Origin of the sequence: Nostoc sp. (genome assembly GCF_036917465.1) — a bacterium.
Lineage (GTDB): Bacteria > Cyanobacteriota > Cyanobacteriia > Cyanobacteriales > Nostocaceae > Nostoc.
Genome location: NZ_JBALDL010000004.1, coordinates 1 through 20257, shown reverse-complemented (window position 1 = coordinate 20257; position 20257 = coordinate 1). Strand labels below are relative to the sequence as shown.

At 42.4% G+C, this 20257-nt stretch carries 16 protein-coding genes and 1 other RNA gene; 14 read left to right on the top strand and 3 right to left on the bottom strand.

Annotation, left to right across the window (positions count from 1 at the left end):
• The first annotated feature begins 31 nt into the window (after positions 1-31).
• The 10 genes from V7K38_RS00800 to ssrA all read left to right on the top strand — a co-directional run bounded on the left by V7K38_RS00800 (position 32) and on the right by ssrA (position 8998).
• On the top strand, positions 32-1219 hold the full coding sequence (locus tag V7K38_RS00800; RefSeq protein WP_334854820.1) for a class I SAM-dependent methyltransferase: 1188 nt from the start codon (positions 32-34) through the stop codon (positions 1217-1219).
• Between the two features lie 493 nt (positions 1220-1712).
• The gene (locus V7K38_RS00795; protein WP_334827130.1) at positions 1713-2195 is read left to right on the top strand and encodes an ATP synthase subunit I; all 483 of its coding nucleotides are present in this window, start codon (positions 1713-1715) and stop codon (positions 2193-2195) included.
• Between the two features lie 60 nt (positions 2196-2255).
• On the top strand, positions 2256-3017 hold the full coding sequence (atpB, locus tag V7K38_RS00790; RefSeq protein ID WP_334854819.1) for a F0F1 ATP synthase subunit A: 762 nt from the start codon (positions 2256-2258) through the stop codon (positions 3015-3017).
• Positions 3018-3168: 151 nt separating this feature from the next.
• Positions 3169-3414: an ATP synthase F0 subunit C gene (gene atpE / locus V7K38_RS00785; RefSeq protein WP_013192016.1), complete on the top strand. Its 246-nt coding sequence runs from the start codon at positions 3169-3171 to the stop codon at positions 3412-3414.
• A gap of 296 nt (positions 3415-3710) precedes the next feature.
• Complete coding sequence (locus tag V7K38_RS00780; RefSeq protein WP_185585924.1) at positions 3711-4142, top strand: F0F1 ATP synthase subunit B'; 432 nt, start codon at positions 3711-3713, stop codon at positions 4140-4142.
• Positions 4143-4330: 188 nt separating this feature from the next.
• Complete coding sequence (locus V7K38_RS00775) at positions 4331-4903, top strand: F0F1 ATP synthase subunit B (protein ID WP_334854818.1); 573 nt, start codon at positions 4331-4333, stop codon at positions 4901-4903.
• Positions 4900-5454 (top strand): ATP synthase F1 subunit delta, encoded by a 555-nt coding sequence (gene atpH / locus V7K38_RS00770; RefSeq protein ID WP_334854817.1) that lies wholly within the window; start codon positions 4900-4902, stop codon positions 5452-5454. The genes V7K38_RS00775 and atpH overlap by 4 nt, the downstream gene beginning before the upstream one ends.
• 147 nt (positions 5455-5601) lie before the next feature.
• On the top strand, positions 5602-7116 hold the full coding sequence (gene atpA / locus V7K38_RS00765) for a F0F1 ATP synthase subunit alpha (protein ID WP_334854816.1): 1515 nt from the start codon (positions 5602-5604) through the stop codon (positions 7114-7116).
• A 143-nt stretch (positions 7117-7259) separates the two neighbouring features.
• The gene (locus V7K38_RS00760) at positions 7260-8207 is read left to right on the top strand and encodes a F0F1 ATP synthase subunit gamma (protein ID WP_334854815.1); all 948 of its coding nucleotides are present in this window, start codon (positions 7260-7262) and stop codon (positions 8205-8207) included.
• Positions 8208-8608: 401 nt separating this feature from the next.
• Positions 8609-8998: a transfer-messenger RNA gene (gene ssrA / locus V7K38_RS00755) on the top strand.
• A gap of 225 nt (positions 8999-9223) precedes the next feature.
• Here ssrA and V7K38_RS00750 read toward each other — a convergent pair.
• Positions 9224-9679, bottom strand: coding sequence for a helix-turn-helix domain-containing protein (locus tag V7K38_RS00750; protein ID WP_334854814.1), 456 nt, complete (start codon positions 9677-9679; stop codon positions 9224-9226).
• A 1111-nt stretch (positions 9680-10790) separates the two neighbouring features.
• On the opposite strand from V7K38_RS00750, the gene V7K38_RS00745 reads away from it, so the two are divergent.
• The 3 genes from V7K38_RS00745 to V7K38_RS00735 all read left to right on the top strand — a co-directional run bounded on the left by V7K38_RS00745 (position 10791) and on the right by V7K38_RS00735 (position 15095).
• On the top strand, positions 10791-12530 hold the full coding sequence (locus V7K38_RS00745) for a diflavin flavoprotein (protein WP_334854813.1): 1740 nt from the start codon (positions 10791-10793) through the stop codon (positions 12528-12530).
• Positions 12531-12796: 266 nt separating this feature from the next.
• The gene (locus tag V7K38_RS00740) at positions 12797-14509 is read left to right on the top strand and encodes a diflavin flavoprotein (protein ID WP_334854812.1); all 1713 of its coding nucleotides are present in this window, start codon (positions 12797-12799) and stop codon (positions 14507-14509) included.
• A 406-nt stretch (positions 14510-14915) separates the two neighbouring features.
• The gene (locus tag V7K38_RS00735; protein WP_323230256.1) at positions 14916-15095 is read left to right on the top strand and encodes a hypothetical protein; all 180 of its coding nucleotides are present in this window, start codon (positions 14916-14918) and stop codon (positions 15093-15095) included.
• Positions 15096-15115: 20 nt separating this feature from the next.
• Here V7K38_RS00735 and V7K38_RS00730 read toward each other — a convergent pair whose 3' ends face one another.
• Positions 15116-16408 (bottom strand): dicarboxylate/amino acid:cation symporter, encoded by a 1293-nt coding sequence (locus V7K38_RS00730; protein ID WP_334854811.1) that lies wholly within the window; start codon positions 16406-16408, stop codon positions 15116-15118.
• Between the two features lie 192 nt (positions 16409-16600).
• On the opposite strand from V7K38_RS00730, the gene V7K38_RS00725 reads away from it, so the two are divergent.
• Positions 16601-19231, top strand: coding sequence for a DNA polymerase III subunit alpha (locus V7K38_RS00725; protein WP_334854810.1), 2631 nt, complete (start codon positions 16601-16603; stop codon positions 19229-19231).
• 205 nt (positions 19232-19436) lie between these two features.
• Here the strand turns inward: V7K38_RS00725 and V7K38_RS00720 are convergent, their stop codons facing one another.
• Positions 19437-20042, bottom strand: a complete 606-nt coding sequence (locus tag V7K38_RS00720) for a sporulation/spore germination protein (protein ID WP_334854809.1) — start codon at positions 20040-20042, stop codon at positions 19437-19439.
• Between the last annotated feature and the right edge of the window lie 215 nt (positions 20043-20257).

Sequence of the window (20257 nt, the reverse complement as noted above, 5' to 3'; positions counted from 1 at the left end):
TAAACTCAGAAATGCTGCGTTATTCCTCATCATGTCCGATTCCCAAACTGTTAGTGCTGCTGTTGCCAAACTCTACAATACCTACCCCTTTCCGCCCGAAGCCCTGTTGGATGAACCTCCTCCAGGCTATAACTGGCGCTGGAATTGGCTAGCCGCTCATAATTTCTGCACAGGTCAAAAACCCCAAAGGCAAGACATTCGGATTTTAGATGCAGGTTGCGGTACTGGTGTGAGTACAGAGTACCTGGTTCACCTCAACCCCCAGGCTTCGGTTGTGGGAATTGACCTCAGTACTGGTGCTTTGGCTGTAGCAAAAGAACGTTGTCATCGTTCTGGAGCTACCCGCGTTGAGTTTCATCACCTCAGCTTGTTTGATGTGGAACAGTTACCGGGTGAGTTTGATTTAATTAACTGTGTTGGCGTTTTGCATCATACCCCCGATCCCATTCGCGGTATTCAAGCTTTGGCTAAGAAGTTAGCCCCAGGCGGTTTGATGCACATTTTTGTGTATGGAGAATTGGGACGCTGGGAAATTCAACTCATGCAAAAAGCGATCGCACTTCTTCAAGGTGACAAAAAAGGCGATTACCGCGATGGTGTCCAAGTGGGGCGACAAATATTTGCTTCTTTACCAGAAAATAACCGAATTGTCAAATCAGAAAAGCAACGCTGGTCATTAGAAAACCACAAGGATGAACATTTTGCTGATATGTACGTTCATCCCCAAGAAATTGACTACAACATTGAGACACTGTTTGAATTAATTGATGCTTCGGGATTAGAGTTTATTGGTTTCTCGAATCCAAGTTTCTGGGATTTAGAGAGGCTTTTGGCTAAAGCACCGGAGTTAGTAGAACGGGCAAAAAATTTGAGCGATCGCCAGCTTTATCGCCTGATAGAATTACTAGATCCAGAAGTAACTCATTACGAGTTTTTCCTCGGTCGTCCTCCCTTAGTCAAAGCTGACTGGTCAGACGATAAGGCTTTATTGGCAGCCATTGCCGAACTTAATCCTTGTATTGAAGGATTTCCTAGTCAATGTTTCTTTAATTACAATTACCAGATTGTTAATTTATCTATAGCAGAGTTTGAATTTATGCAAAAGTGTGATGCGAATTCCACAGTTGCAGAAATTTTGGCAGGTGTGCAACTGGGATTGGATGAAGTAAGAAAACTTCTTCAGCAGCAGCTGATTTTGTTGACACCTGCTTCATTTTAGACTTGACTTTCATGCTGTTTACTTTTTTACTTAGCACTATTTTGGCGAGGAGCGATCGCCCATCACCACTTTTGGTAAATTAATGTAAATTAGGAAAGTGACCAACAAACAGGTATTCTACATCCCCAAAGTTGGAGTTTTCTGAAATTCAGCAGTAGTGCGCTGCTTAATGACAAACCGTTACTCTCCGATTTCTGATTTGCGGTAAGCCTATACACTCCTCAAGCACCAGTTGATTTTATTGACACCCAATTAATTCAAACACCAAGATGCTATACAACGACTTTGGAGGAAAATAATCAACTTAAAAAAGCTGGAATTGGAAGAAATTTTGAATTTTCAGGCGATTATTCACCCGCACAGTCTCTTACATCATCAGCCGCTTTCTCGCTTCTGAAAGCGCGATTTATACTGACTGTCTAACGTTGCCAAGAAGTTAATTGTTTTTTCCTAAAGTATTGTTACCGCATCGTGATATGATTCATCTGACTGAATGTGCAGTCATCATAATTTAGCTGTACTGGTTTCAAGTCTCGTGAGCTTGTCAGACGAATCAATTGCGCCCACTCCGACAACGCAACAAGATGCTAAAACTGGTTCTGGAGACACAGAATCAGGTAACTCTATGCAAGAGTTTCATCAACTCTTCCAGCGATTGTTGGTAATCACGCTTGTCTTGACGGGGGTTATTTTTATCTCTGTGTGGATTTTTTATTCCTTAAACATTGCCCTAAATTATTTAATTGGGGCGTGTACAGGTGTGGTTTACTTAAAAATGTTGGCTAGAGACGTTGAGCAACTTGGTAGTGAAAAAACCAGTTTGAGCAAAACTCGTTTTGCTCTATTTATGGGAGTCATGATCGTAGCAACTCAATGGCGTGAGCTACAGATTTTGCCCATATTTTTGGGATTTCTAACTTACAAAGCCACCCTCCTCGTCTATATGGTGCAAATTGCGTTCCTTCCTGATTCTTAAAAAGTCAGGCTCACAAAGATAGTAATCCCATCCTCGCTTGTTGGGGAAAATGCTTGAAGAATGCAAATGCTTAGTGTCTTAAACGCCTTTAATTCTTTTCCCCTCGCCGCATTAGAAGTAGGACATCATTTCTATTGGCAGTTGGGCAATCTTAAAATTCATGGGCAAGTTTTTCTTACCTCATGGTTTGTGATTAGTATTCTAGTAGTGGCTTCAATAGCTGCTACTCGCAACGCACAAAGAATTCCCAAGGGCATCCAGAATTTGATGGAATACGCCCTAGAATTTATTCGTGATTTGGCAAAAAACCAACTTGGTGAGAAAGAGTACCGCCCTTGGGTGCCATTTATTGGCACATTGTTCTTGTTTATTTTCGTATCGAACTGGTCAGGGGCGTTAATTCCCTGGAAGCTCATCAAGCTACCTTCGGGTGAATTGGCTGCTCCCACCAACGACATCAATACGACTGTTGCATTGGCATTGCTAACTTCCTTAGCGTACTTTTACGCAGGTTTTAGCAAGCGGGGTTTAGGCTACTTTAAGAAATATATAGAGCCAACACCCATTTTGTTGCCGATCGCAATTCTTGAAGATTTCACCAAGCCCCTCTCCCTAAGCTTCCGGCTATTTGGTAATATTTTGGCGGATGAATTGGTAGTTGCGGTATTGGTGCTGCTAGTTCCTCTCTTTGTACCTCTGCCTGTAATGGCCTTGGGTTTATTTACCAGTGCCATTCAAGCCCTGGTTTTCGCCACCCTAGCCGGAGCATACATTCATGAGGCAATGGAGGGACATGGCGGAGAAGAACATGAGGAGCATTAAACTTCTCAGTTGATAGCACAGTTCCCAGAGCATATTCGCTCAAAACATCGCAAAGCGCGATTTCAAAGAACTCATGTGCAGCGTGAAAACCACGTTTCTAATCGTTAACGTAATGTCTTTTAGTTTTGTAATTAAAGCAAGGAAAATCAACATGGATCCATTAGTTCAGGCTGCTTCAGTTCTCGCTGCTGCTTTAGCGATTGGTTTAGCTGCAATTGGCCCTGGTATCGGTCAAGGTAACGCTGCTGGACAAGCAGTAGAAGGTATTGCTCGTCAACCTGAAGCAGAAGGAAAAATTCGCGGTACTCTGCTATTAACCTTGGCATTCATGGAATCTTTGACTATCTATGGTCTAGTAATTGCCTTGGTATTGCTGTTTGCTAACCCCTTCGCATAAGACCTGAAAATTTTTGTGAGTGTGGAGACGTGAATCATCACGCCTCTACAATCAAACAAAATATTTGGGAAACTTAGCCGTTTTGATGTAATGGATTACCAATTTTAGATTTTGGATTTTGGACGATCAAGAGTTTTCGGTACATGCCCCTGAGCTATCCCTCCTCTAAAAATCTAAAATCGCAAATCTAAAATCCAAAATCCCTTGACCCTTGTTGGCTATGGGTCTCTAAAATATGAAAGGTTGGATGATGTTGCTAGCCATGAAAACTGCTACTCCAGCCAAAGAGGAGACAAATGTTTGATTTCGATGCTACCTTGCCCTTCATGGCATTGCAATTCCTGCTATTAGCAGCTTTGTTGAATGCAATTTTCTATAAGCCACTGACCAAGGTACTAGACGATCGCGATAATTATATCCGAACGAATACCCTTGAGGCACGGGAGAGCTTGGCAAAAGCCGAGCGCTTGGCTACAGAATATGAGCAGCAACTCGCAGACGCTCGCAGACAATCGCAAGCTACTGTAGAAGCCGCTCAACTTGAAGCTAAGAAAATTACTGCCGAGAAAATCGCTGAAGCTCAAAAAGAAGCTCAGTCTCAACGAGAACAAGCTTCTGTTGAAATAGAACAACAAAAGCAAGAAGCTTTTCGTACCTTAGAGCAACAAGTTGATGCTCTAAGCAGACAGATTCTAGAAAAACTATTGGGGCCAACTCCAGTTAGATAAGCTAACTAGACTGGTTCCGTGAAAGCATACGCGCAACTGGGCCCCTAGTCCAGAGCGCAAAATTTAAGTGTCAAAAACAGGCACTTTTTCCCTTCTGGGAAAAGATACTTAATTTCCCTACGGGAAAAGATACTTAATTTCCCTACGGGAAAATACAACGTATTAGCAAGCGAGCAACGCACTTGTAAATGGGTATCATGGGGACATTCTTATTACTTGCCGCAGAAGCGAACGCTGTTCACTCTGAATTGGCAGAAGGCGCAGCAGAAGGTGGTTTCGGTCTAAACCTAGACATTTTTGAAACCAATCTGATCAATCTAGCGATTCTGATTGGCATATTATTCTACTTCGGACGTAAGGTTTTAAGCAATATCCTGAACGAGCGACAATCCAATATTGCCACCGCAATTCAGGAAGCAGAAGGGCGCTTAAAAGAGGCAAAGACAGCCCTTTCCAAAGCGCAAGAGCAGTTGAAGCAATCTCAGGCAGAAGCAGAACGTATCCGCCAATCGGCCGTAGAAAACGCCCAAAAAGCGAAAGAAGGCTTGTTAGCGAAAGCAGCGCAAGACGTAGAACGCTTGAAACAAACAGCAGCAGCAGACTTAAACACCGAAACCGAGCGAGCGATCGCTCAACTACGGCAACGAGTTGCTACACTAGCATTGCAAAAAGTCGAATCACAACTTAAAGGCGGGATTGCCGACGATGCTCAACAAGGTTTAATCGATCGCAGCATCGCACAACTGGGAGGCAATGTATGACAAGTCAAATAGCCGCAGCCGAAGTCGCCCAGCCTTATGCACAGGCGCTTTTGTCAATAGCGCAATCAAAAAATTTGACAGAAGAGTTCGGGGAAGATGCACGGACTTTTCTAGGACTGCTCAGAGCAGACAAACAACTACACAACTTCTTCAGCAACCCGTTTATTCAGGTTGAGAACAAAAAAGCTCTCATCAAAAAAATACTCGGTGAAGGCGCTAACCCCTACTTACGCAACTTTTTGTTAGTGCTAGTAGACAAACGCCGCATTGCATTCTTGGAATCGATTTTTCAACAATATCTGGCGCTGTTGCGGCAGCTGAATCAAACCGTATTAGCGGAAGTAATTTCAGCCGTTCCCCTCACAGAAGCTCAACAGCAGGCAATTACAGAAAAAGTGATTGCCATCAGTAATGCTCGCCAGGTAGAACTAGAAACCAAGGTAGACAGTGAGTTAATTGGTGGTGTGATCATTAAAGTAGGCTCACAGGTAATTGATGCCAGTATTCGGGGTCAACTGCGCCGCCTTTCATTGCGCTTAACTAATAGCTAGAAAATTGGGACTGGGGACTGGGGGCTGGGTACTGGGGACTAAGAAAAAGATTATAGTCATAAATTCTTTCCATTCCTAATTCCTAATCCCCAGTCCCTAATCCCTAGTCACTTTTACTTCCGTCTCGAAAGCAAACAACATAGACACATGAGCATATCAATTAGACCTGACGAAATTAGCAGCATTATCCAACAACAAATCGAGCAATACGATCAAGAGGTCAAAGTTGCTAATGTTGGTACTGTCTTACAAGTAGGTGACGGTATTGCCCGGATATATGGTCTGGAAAAGGCTATGTCTGGGGAACTCTTAGAATTTGAAGATGGCACAATTGGCATCGCCCAGAACTTAGAAGAAGACAACGTGGGCGCGGTTCTCATGGGTGAAGGGTTGGAAATTCAAGAAGGTAGTTCTGTAACCGCTACTGGTAAAATTGCCCAAGTACCCGTAGGAGAAGCCTTAATTGGACGAGTTGTAAACGCTTTGGGTCTTCCCATAGATGGTAAGGGAGACATTAAATCCTCCGAAAGCCGTTTGATTGAATCTCCAGCACCCGGTATCATTGCTCGTCGATCTGTACACGAACCCATGCAAACGGGTATCACAGCTATTGACTCAATGATTCCCATCGGTCGCGGTCAACGGGAATTGATTATTGGCGATCGCCAAACCGGTAAAACTGCGATCGCGATCGACACCATCATCAACCAAAAAGAAGAAGATGTAGTTTGTGTCTACGTTGCGATCGGTCAAAAGGCTTCCACCGTAGCTAACGTGGTGCAGACATTGCAAGAAAAAGGCGCGATGGATTACACCGTCGTTGTCTTTGCTAGTGCCAGTGAACCAGCAACCCTACAATACCTAGCTCCTTACACAGGCGCAACTATTGCCGAGTACTTTATGTACAAAGGCAAAGCTACCCTGGTAATTTACGATGACCTCTCCAAGCAAGCCCAAGCTTATCGCCAAATGTCCCTCTTGCTACGTCGCCCACCCGGACGCGAAGCTTACCCCGGAGATGTATTCTACATTCACTCCCGCTTGCTAGAAAGAGCAGCAAAGCTAAGTGACGAATTAGGTAAAGGCAGCATGACCGCCCTACCAATCATCGAAACCCAAGCTGGTGACGTATCAGCATACATCCCCACCAACGTAATTTCTATTACCGATGGTCAGATATTCCTGTCTTCTGACTTGTTTAACGCTGGTATCCGTCCGGCTGTAAACCCTGGTATTTCAGTATCCCGCGTGGGTTCTGCGGCTCAAACCAAGGCAATGAAAAAAGTTGCCGGTAAAATTAAATTGGAACTAGCCCAATTTGACGACTTGCAAGCCTTCGCGCAATTTGCTTCTGACTTAGATAAAGCCACTCAAGACCAGTTGGCACGGGGTCAACGGTTGCGCGAACTCCTCAAGCAGCCACAAAATTCGCCACTTTCAGTATATGAACAAGTGGCAATTTTGTATGCAGGTATTAATGGTTACTTAGATGATGTACCTGTAGATAAAGTCACCACCTTTACCCAAGGTCTGCGGGAGTCCTTAAAGGCTGGTAAATATGCCCAAGGAGTACAAGCATCTAAAGCATTAGGTGACGCAGAAGAAGCAGCCTTGAAGGAAGCGCTTACCGAATACAAGAAGACCTTCAAAGCTACAGCGTAATTAGTCATGAGTCATTGGTCATTGGTCATTGGTATAGAACTAATGACTACTGACTAATGACAAAGCGCAAAGTCTGAGCGGAGGTTTTCTCCGCTCAGAACTTTGTAAGAGAGGACAAATGACTAAGTACTAAGGAAAAAATTATGGCCAATCTAAAATCAATACGCGATCGCATCCAGTCGGTCAAAAACACCAAAAAAATCACAGAAGCCATGCGTCTCGTAGCTGCGGCTAGAGTCCGTCGGGCGCAAGAACAAGTGCTAGCGACTCGCCCCTTTGCCGATCGCTTGGCACAAGTATTGTATGGTTTGCAAAGCCGTCTGCGCTTTGAAGAAGCCAACCTGCCACTGCTGAAAAAACGCCAAGTTAAGTCAGTCGGGCTGTTAGTAATTTCAGGCGATCGCGGTTTATGCGGCGGCTATAATAATAACGTTATCCGTCGTGCAGAAAACCGCGCCAAAGAAATCAAGGCAGAAGGTTTAAACTATCAATTTGTGCTAGTCGGACGCAAAGCAACACAATACTTTCAACGCCGCGATCAGCCCATTGATGCTACCTACAGCGGCCTAGAGCAAATTCCCACCGCAGCCGAAGCCAATCAAATTGCCGATCAACTACTTTCCTTGTTCCTTTCGGAAGAAGTTGACCGCATTGAATTAATCTATACCAGATTCCTTTCCTTGGTTAGTTCACGTCCTGTGATCCAAACCCTACTGCCCCTCGATCCACAAGGTCTAGAAGCAGCCGATGACGAAATCTTCCGCTTGACAACCCGTGGCGGTAAATTTGAAGTTGAACGCGAAAAAGTGACTAAGGAAGTCCGCCCGTTGGCTCCTGACATGATTTTCGAGCAAGATCCAGTACAGATTCTCGATTCTCTGTTGCCCCTGTATCTGAGTAACCAGCTATTGCGGGCGCTGCAAGAATCAGCAGCTAGTGAATTAGCAGCGCGGATGACAGCTATGAGTAATGCCAGCGAAAATGCGGGTGAATTGATTAATAGCCTCACCCTGTCTTACAACAAAGCTCGACAAGCTGCAATTACCCAAGAACTCCTAGAGGTTGTTGGTGGTGCTGAAGCACTAACTTAGAAAAATACTTGTTGTGGATCGTGGTAAATAGCCAATTGCTAATGGTTTTAAAATTAGCGATTGGCTATTTTGAGTAATTGGAGCCATATATCCAGACTTTGTTGAAGGAGGCAAGAGGTAGGAGGCAGAAGGTTTTACCTCAGTTGGGGATTCAGACCCCTCCTGAATAAGAGCCACCAAATTAAAAATTTGGTGGGCGTCTTAAACCCAAGACCCGTCTGGTCGCGGCAGGAGACAGAGCGCAAAGCTCGCGCGTCCGGGTTTCCCGACGCGAGATTTTGTAAGAAGTGCAGTTTTCCTCCAGCAAGAACTCCCCTCTGCCTCCTGCCTTTCTTGATAATTACGAATTACGAATTACGAATTACCAAATTGCGTATTATAATTGAAGTTATGAAGCGCATGGGTCCGTCACGGTTTCGACAGGTTGGCGAACGCTGCTCTGTGATTCAGGTCGAGAGTGAGTCTCCTCTCGGAAATCAAAGGCTCAAACAAAAAGTAAATGCGAATAACATCGTTAGCTTTGCTCGTAAGGATGCTCTAGTAGCTGCCTAAACACCTCTTATAGGTTCGAGCGTCTTTAGTTTGACTCCGTTAAGGACTGAAGACCAAACCCCAACGGATGCTCTAGTAAGCGTTCTCTGGTTGGCTTGCTGGCTAAGATTAAATCAGAGCATCCTACGTTCGGGATAATGAACGATTCCCGCCTTGAGGGTCAGAAAGGCTAAACCTGTGAATGAGCGGGGGGTCAATACCCAATTTGGACAGCAGTTCGACTCTGCTCGGATCCACTAAGAATAAATAACAAGTCCACCAAACAGTTTAATGTTTAGGTGGATTTTGTTTTAATAAACAGAATTCAGTTGGATATTCTGACCAAAAAAGCGGATCGTGAGTCAGCATACCCCTGCTCGAAAGCTAGCTACGTGTAGTGGATCGTAGAGAACGTTTGAATCATAGGGTTTAAGACTCGCACGAAAAGGTTTCTGAATTTTTCTTCAACAGTTATTATTCTTCAGCTAATTATTCTGTTCTTGGAGTTGTTTGCGTGCGCTTCCAAACTTCTTTCCCCTTTGTTTAAGTACCCGTCGTAACCGATCTGCACTTAAGCTTACCTGACGTTCAGATGCCAGTTTATTTGCTAATTGTTTTGAATTATAAGTCTGTGAATCTTGAGCCAAACAGTTTTCTAGATAAACTAAATCTGATTCTGAATATCGGGGTTTTCCACCTCGGCCAGGAGCATCCCACAGACCTGCTAAACCCATCTTTTCCCAACGATGAAGGGTTTGACGTACTGTTGAAATTGCCCAGTTCAAGCCTTTAGCAATTTGCTCATTTTTTAAGCCACGATTATTCAGCAGTAAGACTTGAGCCCGATCTTTGGTACGTTGAGGAACATCTTTTGCTTTTCTTAACTCTTCTAAAGTCAGCTTTTCTTGAGCAGTTAGAAAGACTTTTAATCGGCAGCCCATAATTAATAACCTTTTACACGATTAATTTTTGCTATTTTCTTTATATCTATTCACGCCTATATACTTGCACGCTCTGAAAGCTGAACCACAATATGAAGGATGTAAGTACTAAAAAGGTTATTACCAACAAGTATTAGCTTTAGAACGCTATCAAAGTTGGCATTTATCATTGACAATGGAATTTCATAAAAAGTTAGGCAAATCAGAAATTACACCATTAGCTTATGTAGGCAAATTGATTCAATAGCCAAAAGCAGCTATGACAATAATAATTTGCTGGCGTTGTGCTGATTAATGTCTAAAGGCGATGATAAAGAACTTTAGCATTAAAATTATTAGATTAATTGTATGTTCAGGGTGATTTATCGAAACTTTAAAAATAATTTTTACGATACTTTCCATTTGAATGAGTAGCAAAACATATATATACAAGCCTAGTTCCTTTTCCTTCAACTCATCGTTGTAAATTAGTCTTGATGCTCTCCAAAAAACATCTATTTTCTCGACTTTACGTAAATTTTATATTTTACGTAACAACATTCTTGGTTGAGACATAAATATATTCAATACCTATTGAAAATAGAAAATTTTTGTTGACTTTCCTATTTTTCCCACTTTTCCTAATTTTCCTACTTTTCCTACTTATTTATAAAATAACGTATTAAAAAGCTAACTTTTAATCTATTTTCCTAAGACAATTATTTTAGGCCATAATTACAGAATTTATTTATGAAACCTTGGATACTTTTAGCATTCATCCGTCATTACCAAAATAAAGAATCTACTTTGATTTATCAACTTACTTTTGTAATGGATATAAGATATGATATTGATTTTAAATTATTAAATTCTTATTAACAAATAAGATAACTAACATAATATTTTGAAACTAGGATAAAATTAAATAAATAGCTAAATTCAATACTCAGTATATTTCTTGGAATAATTAAGATTAAGTAGATTTTTTGAGTCACACTTATTGCTGAAAAACAGCAATAAGTGATACAGGTTAAATTTCTCAAAAACTGATATTCATTACAACTTAAACAAAAAATAATAGGGACAATGGAGGCAGAATAAAAACCTGACAATTTGCGCTCGGAGACGAATAATGGTAGCGATGTCTACGACAGGCAATGCCCACACAGAGAACGTTCAACATCGGCTAACTATACAAACTGTAGAAATTGCCCCTAACACAACGGCGATTCGCTCTCTTGATTGGGATCGCGATCGCTTCGATATCGAATTCGGGCTGCAAAACGGCACAACCTACAATTCATATCTAATTAGGGGCGAACAAACAGTTTTAATTGATACTTCTCACCAGAAGTTTCGCGATCTGTATTTAGAGACTCTAAAAGGTCTTGTTAACCCCAAGACAATTGATTACATAATTGTCAGCCACACAGAGCCAGACCATAGCGGCTTGGTAGAAGATGTCTTGCAATTAGCTCCTAGAGCTACTGTTTTAGCCTCAAAAGTTGCACTTCAATTTTTAGAAGGGTTAGTCCACGATCCATTTTCCAAGCGGGTTGTCAAAACTGGCGATCGCATAGATATTGGCAAAGGACACGAAATGGAATTCGTGAGTGCGCCTAACCTGCACTGGCCGGATACAATTTTTAGCTTTGACCGCAAAACCCAAATTCTTTACACCTGTGATGCTTTTGGGATGCATTTTTGTGACGATCGCACCTTTGACGAAGATTTAGAAGCGATCGAAGCTGACTTTAGATTTTACTACGACTGCTTGATGGGCCCTAATGCTCGTTCTTTGGTGAATGCCATGAAGCGCATGGGTGAACTAGGAAAGATTAATATAATCGCAAATGGTCACGGCCCTTTATTATACCACCATCTAGATGTTCTAACCGGGTGTTACGAAAATTGGAGCCAAAAACAAGCTAAAGCAGAAACAACAGTTGGCTTGTTTTTTGTCTCAGATTATGGTTATGGCGAACGCCTTGCCCATTCAATTGCCGAAGGGATACTGAAAACTGGCGTTGGCGTAGAAGTACTAGATTTGAGTACTGCTGGGAGCCAAGAAATTCAAGAACTAGCCGGGAGAGCAGCTGGCATCATTATCGGTATGCCCCCGACTACTGCCGCCGCCGCTCAAGCTAGTATCAGTTCAGTGCTAGCTGTCGCCAAGAACAAGCAACTTGTTGGGCTGTTTGAATGTTACGGTGGGGATGACGAACCCATTGATACACTCCGCAGAAAATTTCTTGACTCTGGCATTAAAGAAGCCTTCCCAGCCATTCGGATTAGAGAGGCTCCCAGCGCATCAACATTCCAGTTGTGTGAAGAAGCGGGTAAAGACTTCGGGCAATTGCTAGTGCGCGATCGCAACATCAAGCATATCAAGTCCCTTGATGTCAACATGGAAAAGGCGTTAGGTCGGATTAGTAGTGGACTATATATAGTCACGACCAAAAAAGATAATGCCTCAAGTGCAATGCTGGCATCCTGGGTAACGCAAGCGAGTTTGCAACCATTAGGATTAACAATTGCCGTTGCTAAAGACCGTGCCATTGATTCCTTAATGCAAGTAGGCGATCGCTTCGTCCTCAATGTTTTGGAAGAAGGCAATTATCAAGAATTGAAAAAGCACTTTCTCAAGCGCTTACATCCCGGTGGTGACCGATTTGCAGGAGTGAAAACTCAAACTGCGAAAAACGGTTCTCCGATTCTGACAGATGCTTTGGCATACATGGAATGTGAAATACAGAGCAGCATGGAATGCAGCGACCACTGGATTTTATACTGCACCGTCCAAGAAGGTCGTGTCTCCAAAAACGATGGACTCACAGCCGTTCGCCATCGCAAAGTAGGTAATTACTATTAAAGATTGGGCATGGGGCATGGGTTATTTTCCCTGTTTCCCTCATCTCCCAATATGGTTGGGTTAAGGTGTTTATTCCTCGAAGATCCCCCCAACCCCCCTTAAAAAGGGGGGCTTATAACCATCTTTTACCCCCTTTTTAAGGGGGTCGCCGTAGGCGGGGGGATCTTAACCGAACCGTATTGCCTCATCTCCCCCAATGCCCTATGCCCAATTCCCAATGCCCAATGCCCAATGCCCAATTCCCCAACTTTTAATTTTTAACAGCTATGACCAATTCCAAGCCACGCGACGTACAAGTTCTACCAATTGCTACAAATACTAAGGCTTTAAGGGCACGTAGTTGGTCACGTCTGCGGTTTGAAATTGAATACGCACTTGAAAGAGGTACTACCTCCAATTGCTATTTAATTGAAGCTGATAAAACCGCACTTATTGATCCACCGCCAGAAAGCTTTACCGAAATTTATTTAGAGGCATTGCGGCAGACTCTAGATTTGACAACATTGGATTATATAATCCTGGGTCATTTTAGTCCCAATCGAGTTGCAACCCTCAAAGCAATTTTAGAACTGGCACCACAGGTAACTTTTGTCTGTTCTCTTCCCGGTGCGAACAATTTGCGTGCTGCTTTCCTAGAGCAAGATTTGAACGTCTTGGTGATGCGGGGGAAAGAAACTCTGGACTTAGGCAAGGGTCATGTTTTAAAATTCTTACCCACTCCCAGTCCGCGTTGGCCGGAAGGACTTTGTACCTACGATCAGCAAACCCAAATTCTCTACACAGATAAGTTATTTGCAACTCATCTCTGTGGTGATGAAGTGTTTGATGATAACTGGGAAGCGCTTAAAGAAGATCAGCGTTACTACTTTAACTGCCTGATGGCTCCCCAAACTCCTCATGTGCAAGCAGCTTTGGAGAAAATATCAGATTTGCAGGTGAGAATGTATGCTGTGGGTCACGGGCCCTTAGTACGCACCAGCTTAATCGAGCTTACCAAAGCTTATGGAGAATGGAGCCGTTCTCATAACGATCGCGAGATTTCCGTTGCCCTACTTTACGCTTCAGCTTACGGCAATACGGCGACTTTAGCACAAGCGATCGCTCTCGGACTAACTAAAGGTGGAGTTGCAGTCAAATCCATCAACTGCGAATTTGCCACCCCTGATGAAATTCGCATCAACCTAGCACAGTCAGAAGGTTTCATCATCGGTTCTCCTACCATTGGTGGTCATGCACCAACTCCCATTCATACTGCTTTAGGAATTGTGATCTCAAGCGGTGACAACAGCAAACTAGCTGGGGTCTTTGGTTCTTATGGCTGGAGTGGCGAAGCCTTTGACTTAATCGAAGGTAAACTCCGGGATTCTGGATATCGCTTTGGCTTTGACACCTTGAAGGTGAAGTTTAAACCTGATGATGTCACCCTCAAATTCTGTGAAGAATTAGGTACAGACTTTGCCCAAGCCCTGAAAAAAGCTAAAAAGGTACGCGTACCACAACAAGCTGCTACCCCAGTGGAACAGGCTGTTGGTCGGATTGTTGGTTCAGTATGTGTGGTGACAGCGAAACTTGGAGAAGTATCTACCGCAATGTTAGGCGCTTGGGTTTCTCAAGCCACCTTTAACCCACCTGGAATCAGTGTAGCGATCGCCAAAGACCGAGCGATCGAATCTTTGATGTATCCAGGCGGTAAGTTTGCCTTAAATATTCTACCTGAAGGCAATCACCAAGACTACATGAAGCATTTCCGTAAATCTTTCGCGCCTGGGGAAGATCGATTTGCCAACTTTAGTACAGCAGTTGCAGATAACGGCTGTACCGTCCTCACCGACGCACTGGCATATTTAGAATGCTCAGTGAATCAACGTCTAGAATGTGGCGATCATTGGGTTGTCTATGCAACTGTGGATGAAGGTAAATTACTCAAGCCTGATGCTGTTACTGCCATCAACCATCGTAAAACTGGCACTCATTATTAAATAGTGAGAAATTTTACCTAACGAAACCGCCTAAGCTCAAATATAGCTAAGGCACTCTATTACAAAAATTTTCTTTTTGATTATGGGATGGGCAAGATGCCCATCCCAGTTTTTTGTCCAGATGCAATGCAAAACAGCTTAGGCAGTTGCAAAGATGTCTATTTAGCGCTGTTTTAGTTTGCCCGTGAGAAAACTCACCGATCGGAGAATGTAGAATCAGAAAAATAGTGCTTGTAATTTCAGTATTAAAGCGGAAATAACATAAATTCACTTGATGAAATTCCGCAATTGCCACCAGGACAATTGTAAAACCAGAGTGTAGCCTTTAACTAGAAAAACAGATCGGGCTATTGCTAGAGAAAATGCCAACTATGGCCACTAAACTTTTATAATATTTGTTGCTCTTATGACTCCAAAACACACCAAAATTAAATTTCCCCTTTGGCAATATTTGAACCAGCCTTTATTTAGTCAGGATACTAAATTAGTACTAAATCCCCAACGCTTTGCATTGATCTGGCATCTTCGACTTCTAGAACGCTGTTGGGCTAAAGAATGTGATGCTAAAGGGCCTCAACAGCATTAGCTACCTAAAAAGCCGTCAGACTAAGCCTCGTCTACAGAACGAGGTTTTTTGCCGTCAAGTAAAGCACTGACAGTCATATCTCCCATGACATTAATCATGGTGCGGCAGCGATCAAGAAACCAGTCTACAGTAACTAGCAAAGCGATGTACTGGGTAGGTAAGCCTACAGAAGTGAACACCAGTGTCATTGTTACCAGTCCCGCATTAGGAATATTTGCCGCACCTACAGAGGCAAAAATTGAGGTCAGGATGACAATTAATTGTTGTCCCAGATTTAGATGTTGTCCAATTAGTTGGGAAATAAACAACGCAGACATTGCTTCATAAAGGGCAGTGCCATCATTATTGAAATTAGCCCCGACTAATGCCCCCAAAGCAGCAGAAGATTCCCTTAAACCGACTTTTGTTTGCAAAACCTCAAAAGTTACAGGCATTGCCGCCGCAGAGGAAGAAGTTGAGAAAGCTGTCAAAAAGGCATCAGAACCACCAGCGAGGAATTTTAACGGAGGTACCCAAGAACCAAATTTTACTCTGGTCAGATAGTAGCACGCCTGCAATGCCAGCGCTAACAACACCGCCAGAATAAATGCACCCAAAGATTTAAATGGTGCAAATCCTTGCATAGCAACGGTTTTCGCAACAATCCCAAAGACGGCGAAAGGCACTAAGGCAATTACCCAGTTGAGGACGCGGACTACCGCCTCAAACAAAATCCCAATGACATCCTCTATCGGCTGGTATCCTTTTTTTCCTTGGGCGATTTGTTCAGATTTTAATGCCCGCAGAACAATGCCAAAACTCAGAGCAATAACAATTAGTTGGATGACATTATTATCAACTAATGGCTTGAGGATAGCTTCTGGTACAGCATCTTTTAGTATTCCCCAAGGATCGATACTCTGAGCAGTTATTTGTGTAGTTGTTGAGGTGGTTACTTTACCCCAAGTCCCTGGACGCAGCACATTTGCTACCAAAAGTCCTACTAAAATAGCTACGGTAGTATTAGTTAAAAGTAGCACTGCTAGCCGCCGTCCGGCTGTACCAGGGATGTTAGTAGTCATTAAGGTGTGCAGAACCGCTACCAGAATCAGAGGCGTAGCTAGGGCGCGGAGAGCCTTTAACACTAAATCAGCCGGAATTACTAAATTATTGATTAAGGTGGCGTTGCTGGGATTGGGATTCCCCGCACCGAGGGCAATTCCAACGCTGACTGCGGCTACAAGGGCGATGAGAATTTGCAATGTGAGAGGGATACGCTGCCACCAAGGGCTAGCTTTGGTTTTAGGCGAAGTAGTACTCTCTGTTTCATTCATTAGTTAGATGCTGATTAACTGCTGTAACTATTAAAACAACACTGTTGACAGTGATAATTTCGGAAAAGAACAGCTTTAATTTTAGGTAAAAACTGCTAATGTAATATTCCGTTGCTTTGCAAAATCCGGCTTGAAAGGGTATACCACAAGGTAGACCCCTAGAGATATCTTGGCTTGTGGTTGGAGATGCTTATGTCCTTTGTCCCTTTACATATTCACAGTGACTACAGTCTACTAGATGGAGCAAGTCAGCTACCAGAGTTAGTGGATCGAGCGATCGCACTGGGAATGAAAGCGATCGCCCTTACCGATCATGGTGTCATGTATGGAGCCGTCGAACTGATCAAAATCTGCCGTAGTCAAAATATTAAGCCGATTATCGGCAATGAAATGTATATAATTAACGGCGATATCGAGAAACAAGAACGCCGTCCGAAATATCATCAAGTCGTTTTAGCTAAAAATACCAAAGGTTACAAAAATTTAGTCAAATTAACCACTATTTCTCACCTCAAAGGTGTTCAAGGCAAAGGAATTTTTTCTCGTCCTTGTATTAATAAAGATTTACTCAAAGAATATCATGAAGGCTTGATTGTCACTAGTGCTTGTTTGGGTGGAGAAGTTCCCCAAGCGATTCTCAGTAATAGACCAGATGCAGCCCGGAAAGTTGCTCAGTGGTATAAAGATGTATTTGGTGATGATTATTATCTAGAAATTCAAGACCACGGTTCCCAAGAAGACCGGATTGTGAATGTTGAAATAGTCAAAATTGCTAGGGAACTAGGCATTAAAATTATTGCTACTAATGACTCGCATTTTATTTCTTGTTTTGACGTTGAAGCTCACGACGCTTTGCTATGTATTCAAACTGGTAAGCTAATTATTGAAGATAAGCGGATGCGTTATAGCGGCACAGAGTATCTCAAATCTGGTGAGGAGATGGGGCAGCTATTTCGTGACCATTTACCGGATGACGTTATTGCCGAAGCGATCGCTACTACTGAAGAAGTAGCCGATAAAGTCGAGCCTTACCATATCATGGGTGAGCCTCAGATTCCTACACCCCCCATTCCCTCCGGTCATACTGCTGACACTTACGCCGAAGATGTTGCATGGAACGGACTTTTAGAACGCTTAAATCGCAAATCTCGCCAAGAAGTCGATTCCGTTTATAAAGAAAGATTGGAATACGAACTGAAAATGATTCAGCAGATGGGTTTTTCCAAATACTTTTTAGTTGTATGGGATTACATCAAATTTGCTAGAGATAATAATATTCCTGTAGGCCCAGGTCGTGGTTCGGCGGCTGGTTCATTAGTTGCTTATGCGATGCAAATTACTAATATTGACCCTGTGCATCACGGGCTACTATTTGAACGTTTCCTCAACCCAGAACGTAAATCCATGCCTGATATTGATACGGATTTCTGTATTGAACAACGGGATAAAGTTATTGATTATGTAACTGAAAAATATGGTGCAGATAGAGTTGCCCAAATTATTACTTTTAACCGCCTAACTTCTAAAGCAGTTTTAAAAGATGTCGCCAGAGTATTGAATATTCCCTACGGTGAAGCCGACAAAATGGCGAAATTAATTCCTGTGGTACGGGGGAAACCAACAAAACTCAAGGTGATGATTTCTAATGAAACCCCAGAACCAGAATTTAAAGAGAAATATGATAAAGAACCCCATGTTCGTCATTGGCTTGATATGGCTATGCGAATTGAAGGAACTAACAAAACTTTTGGTGTTCATGCAGCAGGTGTAGTAATTTCAGACAAACCACTGGATGAAATTGTACCGCTACAAAAGAATAATGATGGTTCCGTGATTACCCAGTATTTCATGGAAGACTTGGAATCAATGGGTTTGTTGAAAATGGATTTTCTGGGTTTACGGAACCTGACGCTGATTCAAAAAACCCTTGATTTAATTCAAGAAACTAAAGGATATCGTGTTGATCCTGATGAAATCACTCACCAAGAAAGAAAAGCGCAGAAGATATTAGCTAAAGGTGAACATAGTAATCTGCCAAAAGATGTACAAAAAACCTACGATCTATTAGAAGCAGGTGAGTTAGAAGGGATATTTCAATTAGAATCTTCTGGAATGCGTCAGATAGTGCGAGATTTGAAGCCTTCTAATATAGAAGATATTTCTTCAATTCTGGCACTTTATCGCCCGGGGCCATTAGATGCAGGGCTAATTCCTAAATTTATTAACCGCAAACATGGTCGAGAAAATATTGATTATCCACACACTGTTTTAGAGCCAATATTAGACGAAACCTATGGAATTATGGTCTATCAAGAGCAAATCATGAAAATTGCTCAAGATATGGCTGGATATTCTTTAGGACAAGCTGACTTGCTGCGTCGGGCGATGGGCAAAAAGAAAGTTTCTGAGATGCAAAAGCAGCGAGAAAAATTCGTCGATGGCGCTGCAAAAAATGGCGTTCAGAAAAAAGTTGCGGATGAATTATTTGAGCAAATGCTGAAGTTTGCTGAATATTGTTTAAGCTATGACACGGAAATATTGACGGTAGAATATGGATTGTTGCCGATTGGGGAGATTGTAGAAAAATGCATTGAATGTACTGTGTACAGCGTTGATAATAATGGAAATATTTATACGCAACCTCTAGCACAATGGCACAATCGCGGACAGCAAGAAGTGTTTGAGTATTGTTTGGAAGATGGTTCAGTGATTCGGGCAACAAAAGATCATAAATTTATGACTGTTGATGGTCAAATGTTGCCAATTGATGAAATATTTGAGCGGGAATTGGATTTGAAGCGGGTAGAGGGTTTGCCCAATTAGCCAGGATAAGTATTGGAAATATTCTTCATTTGCTATAAGAATTAGGGCTTAGAGACTTTTATAAGTGTGATAGTAATACCAATTCTGTATGAAGATGCGCCAAACTACCGAATTGACAGATGCCATATTGCTGACTCGCAATGTTTATTCATTTTGAAAAATCTTTTTTTAGCTAGCTGATAACGGCACTTACCACCATATTAAACTAAAGAACAATGTCTTCACCTCGCTCAGTGAAGCGAACTTCTTTAATATTCCATTGGGCATTACTCGTTAAAGTTTTGCGGAGACTCCCAAACAGAGCAAACTGCTCACAACTAGAAAGAGAAGCTATTTGTCGCTTTGATTCAGGAGATATTCGCAAATCAACCGTAGCAATACCATTTTTAATGTTGACACGATATCCAGACAAGCTAAAGTCACTTGTATCTCGTTTTTCTAAGATTTTACTTACAACATTTGCCACAGGTTTATCGGCTAATACTGTAACCTTTTCTGAAATGAAATCTTGACACTGTGCATCACTTCTGTATAATGTGGCGTTGGTAGTTTTACTAGTAACAGCTTTAGGAGTTGATGAGGAAGATGTATTTTCTTTAGGAAGTTCTTGATTAGGAGATTTTTCTCTCAACTGAGCTACGCTAGGAATTTGCCTAGAAGTCTGAAGCGATGACCTATTCGTCGGTATTCCTATAGAGGATGGCCTTTCGCTGTCAATCTTAGGAGCGCTGGGTTTAGAACTACAACTGCTGAGGCTGACAACCATTGTCACAAAAAGAAGGGGTAAAAAATATCTCTTAGTTGAATTCATAAATTTTGCTTACAAATGATGTTGCTGCTATCAACTTCAGTGTCGCTGGTATGCATTCCGCATGTATTCATGAATTTTGAGCCAGTCTATGTTATATTAAGAATTAAAAAATATTATAGTAAAAAGAAAAACCCTAAGCAGACATATTTGCTTAGGGTTTTTCGGTTGTAAGATTATCCCTGGCATCGAGCTATTTTTGCGTAGGGCGACCCCTA

Coding starts and splice junctions, on each gene's coding strand:
- V7K38_RS00800 (WP_334854820.1), top strand. CDS start 32: ATGTCCGATTCCCAAACTGTTAGTGCTGCTGTTGCCAAACTCTACAAT.
- V7K38_RS00795 (WP_334827130.1), top strand. CDS start 1,713: ATGTGCAGTCATCATAATTTAGCTGTACTGGTTTCAAGTCTCGTGAGC.
- atpB (WP_334854819.1), top strand. CDS start 2,256: ATGCAAATGCTTAGTGTCTTAAACGCCTTTAATTCTTTTCCCCTCGCC.
- atpE (WP_013192016.1), top strand. CDS start 3,169: ATGGATCCATTAGTTCAGGCTGCTTCAGTTCTCGCTGCTGCTTTAGCG.
- V7K38_RS00780 (WP_185585924.1), top strand. CDS start 3,711: ATGTTTGATTTCGATGCTACCTTGCCCTTCATGGCATTGCAATTCCTG.
- V7K38_RS00775 (WP_334854818.1), top strand. CDS start 4,331: ATGGGTATCATGGGGACATTCTTATTACTTGCCGCAGAAGCGAACGCT.
- atpH (WP_334854817.1), top strand. CDS start 4,900: ATGACAAGTCAAATAGCCGCAGCCGAAGTCGCCCAGCCTTATGCACAG.
- atpA (WP_334854816.1), top strand. CDS start 5,602: ATGAGCATATCAATTAGACCTGACGAAATTAGCAGCATTATCCAACAA.
- V7K38_RS00760 (WP_334854815.1), top strand. CDS start 7,260: ATGGCCAATCTAAAATCAATACGCGATCGCATCCAGTCGGTCAAAAAC.
- V7K38_RS00750 (WP_334854814.1), bottom strand. CDS start 9,679: ATGGGCTGCCGATTAAAAGTCTTTCTAACTGCTCAAGAAAAGCTGACT.
- V7K38_RS00745 (WP_334854813.1), top strand. CDS start 10,791: ATGGTAGCGATGTCTACGACAGGCAATGCCCACACAGAGAACGTTCAA.
- V7K38_RS00740 (WP_334854812.1), top strand. CDS start 12,797: ATGACCAATTCCAAGCCACGCGACGTACAAGTTCTACCAATTGCTACA.
- V7K38_RS00735 (WP_323230256.1), top strand. CDS start 14,916: ATGACTCCAAAACACACCAAAATTAAATTTCCCCTTTGGCAATATTTG.
- V7K38_RS00730 (WP_334854811.1), bottom strand. CDS start 16,408: ATGAATGAAACAGAGAGTACTACTTCGCCTAAAACCAAAGCTAGCCCT.
- V7K38_RS00725 (WP_334854810.1), top strand. CDS start 16,601: ATGTCCTTTGTCCCTTTACATATTCACAGTGACTACAGTCTACTAGAT.
- V7K38_RS00720 (WP_334854809.1), bottom strand. CDS start 20,042: ATGAATTCAACTAAGAGATATTTTTTACCCCTTCTTTTTGTGACAATG.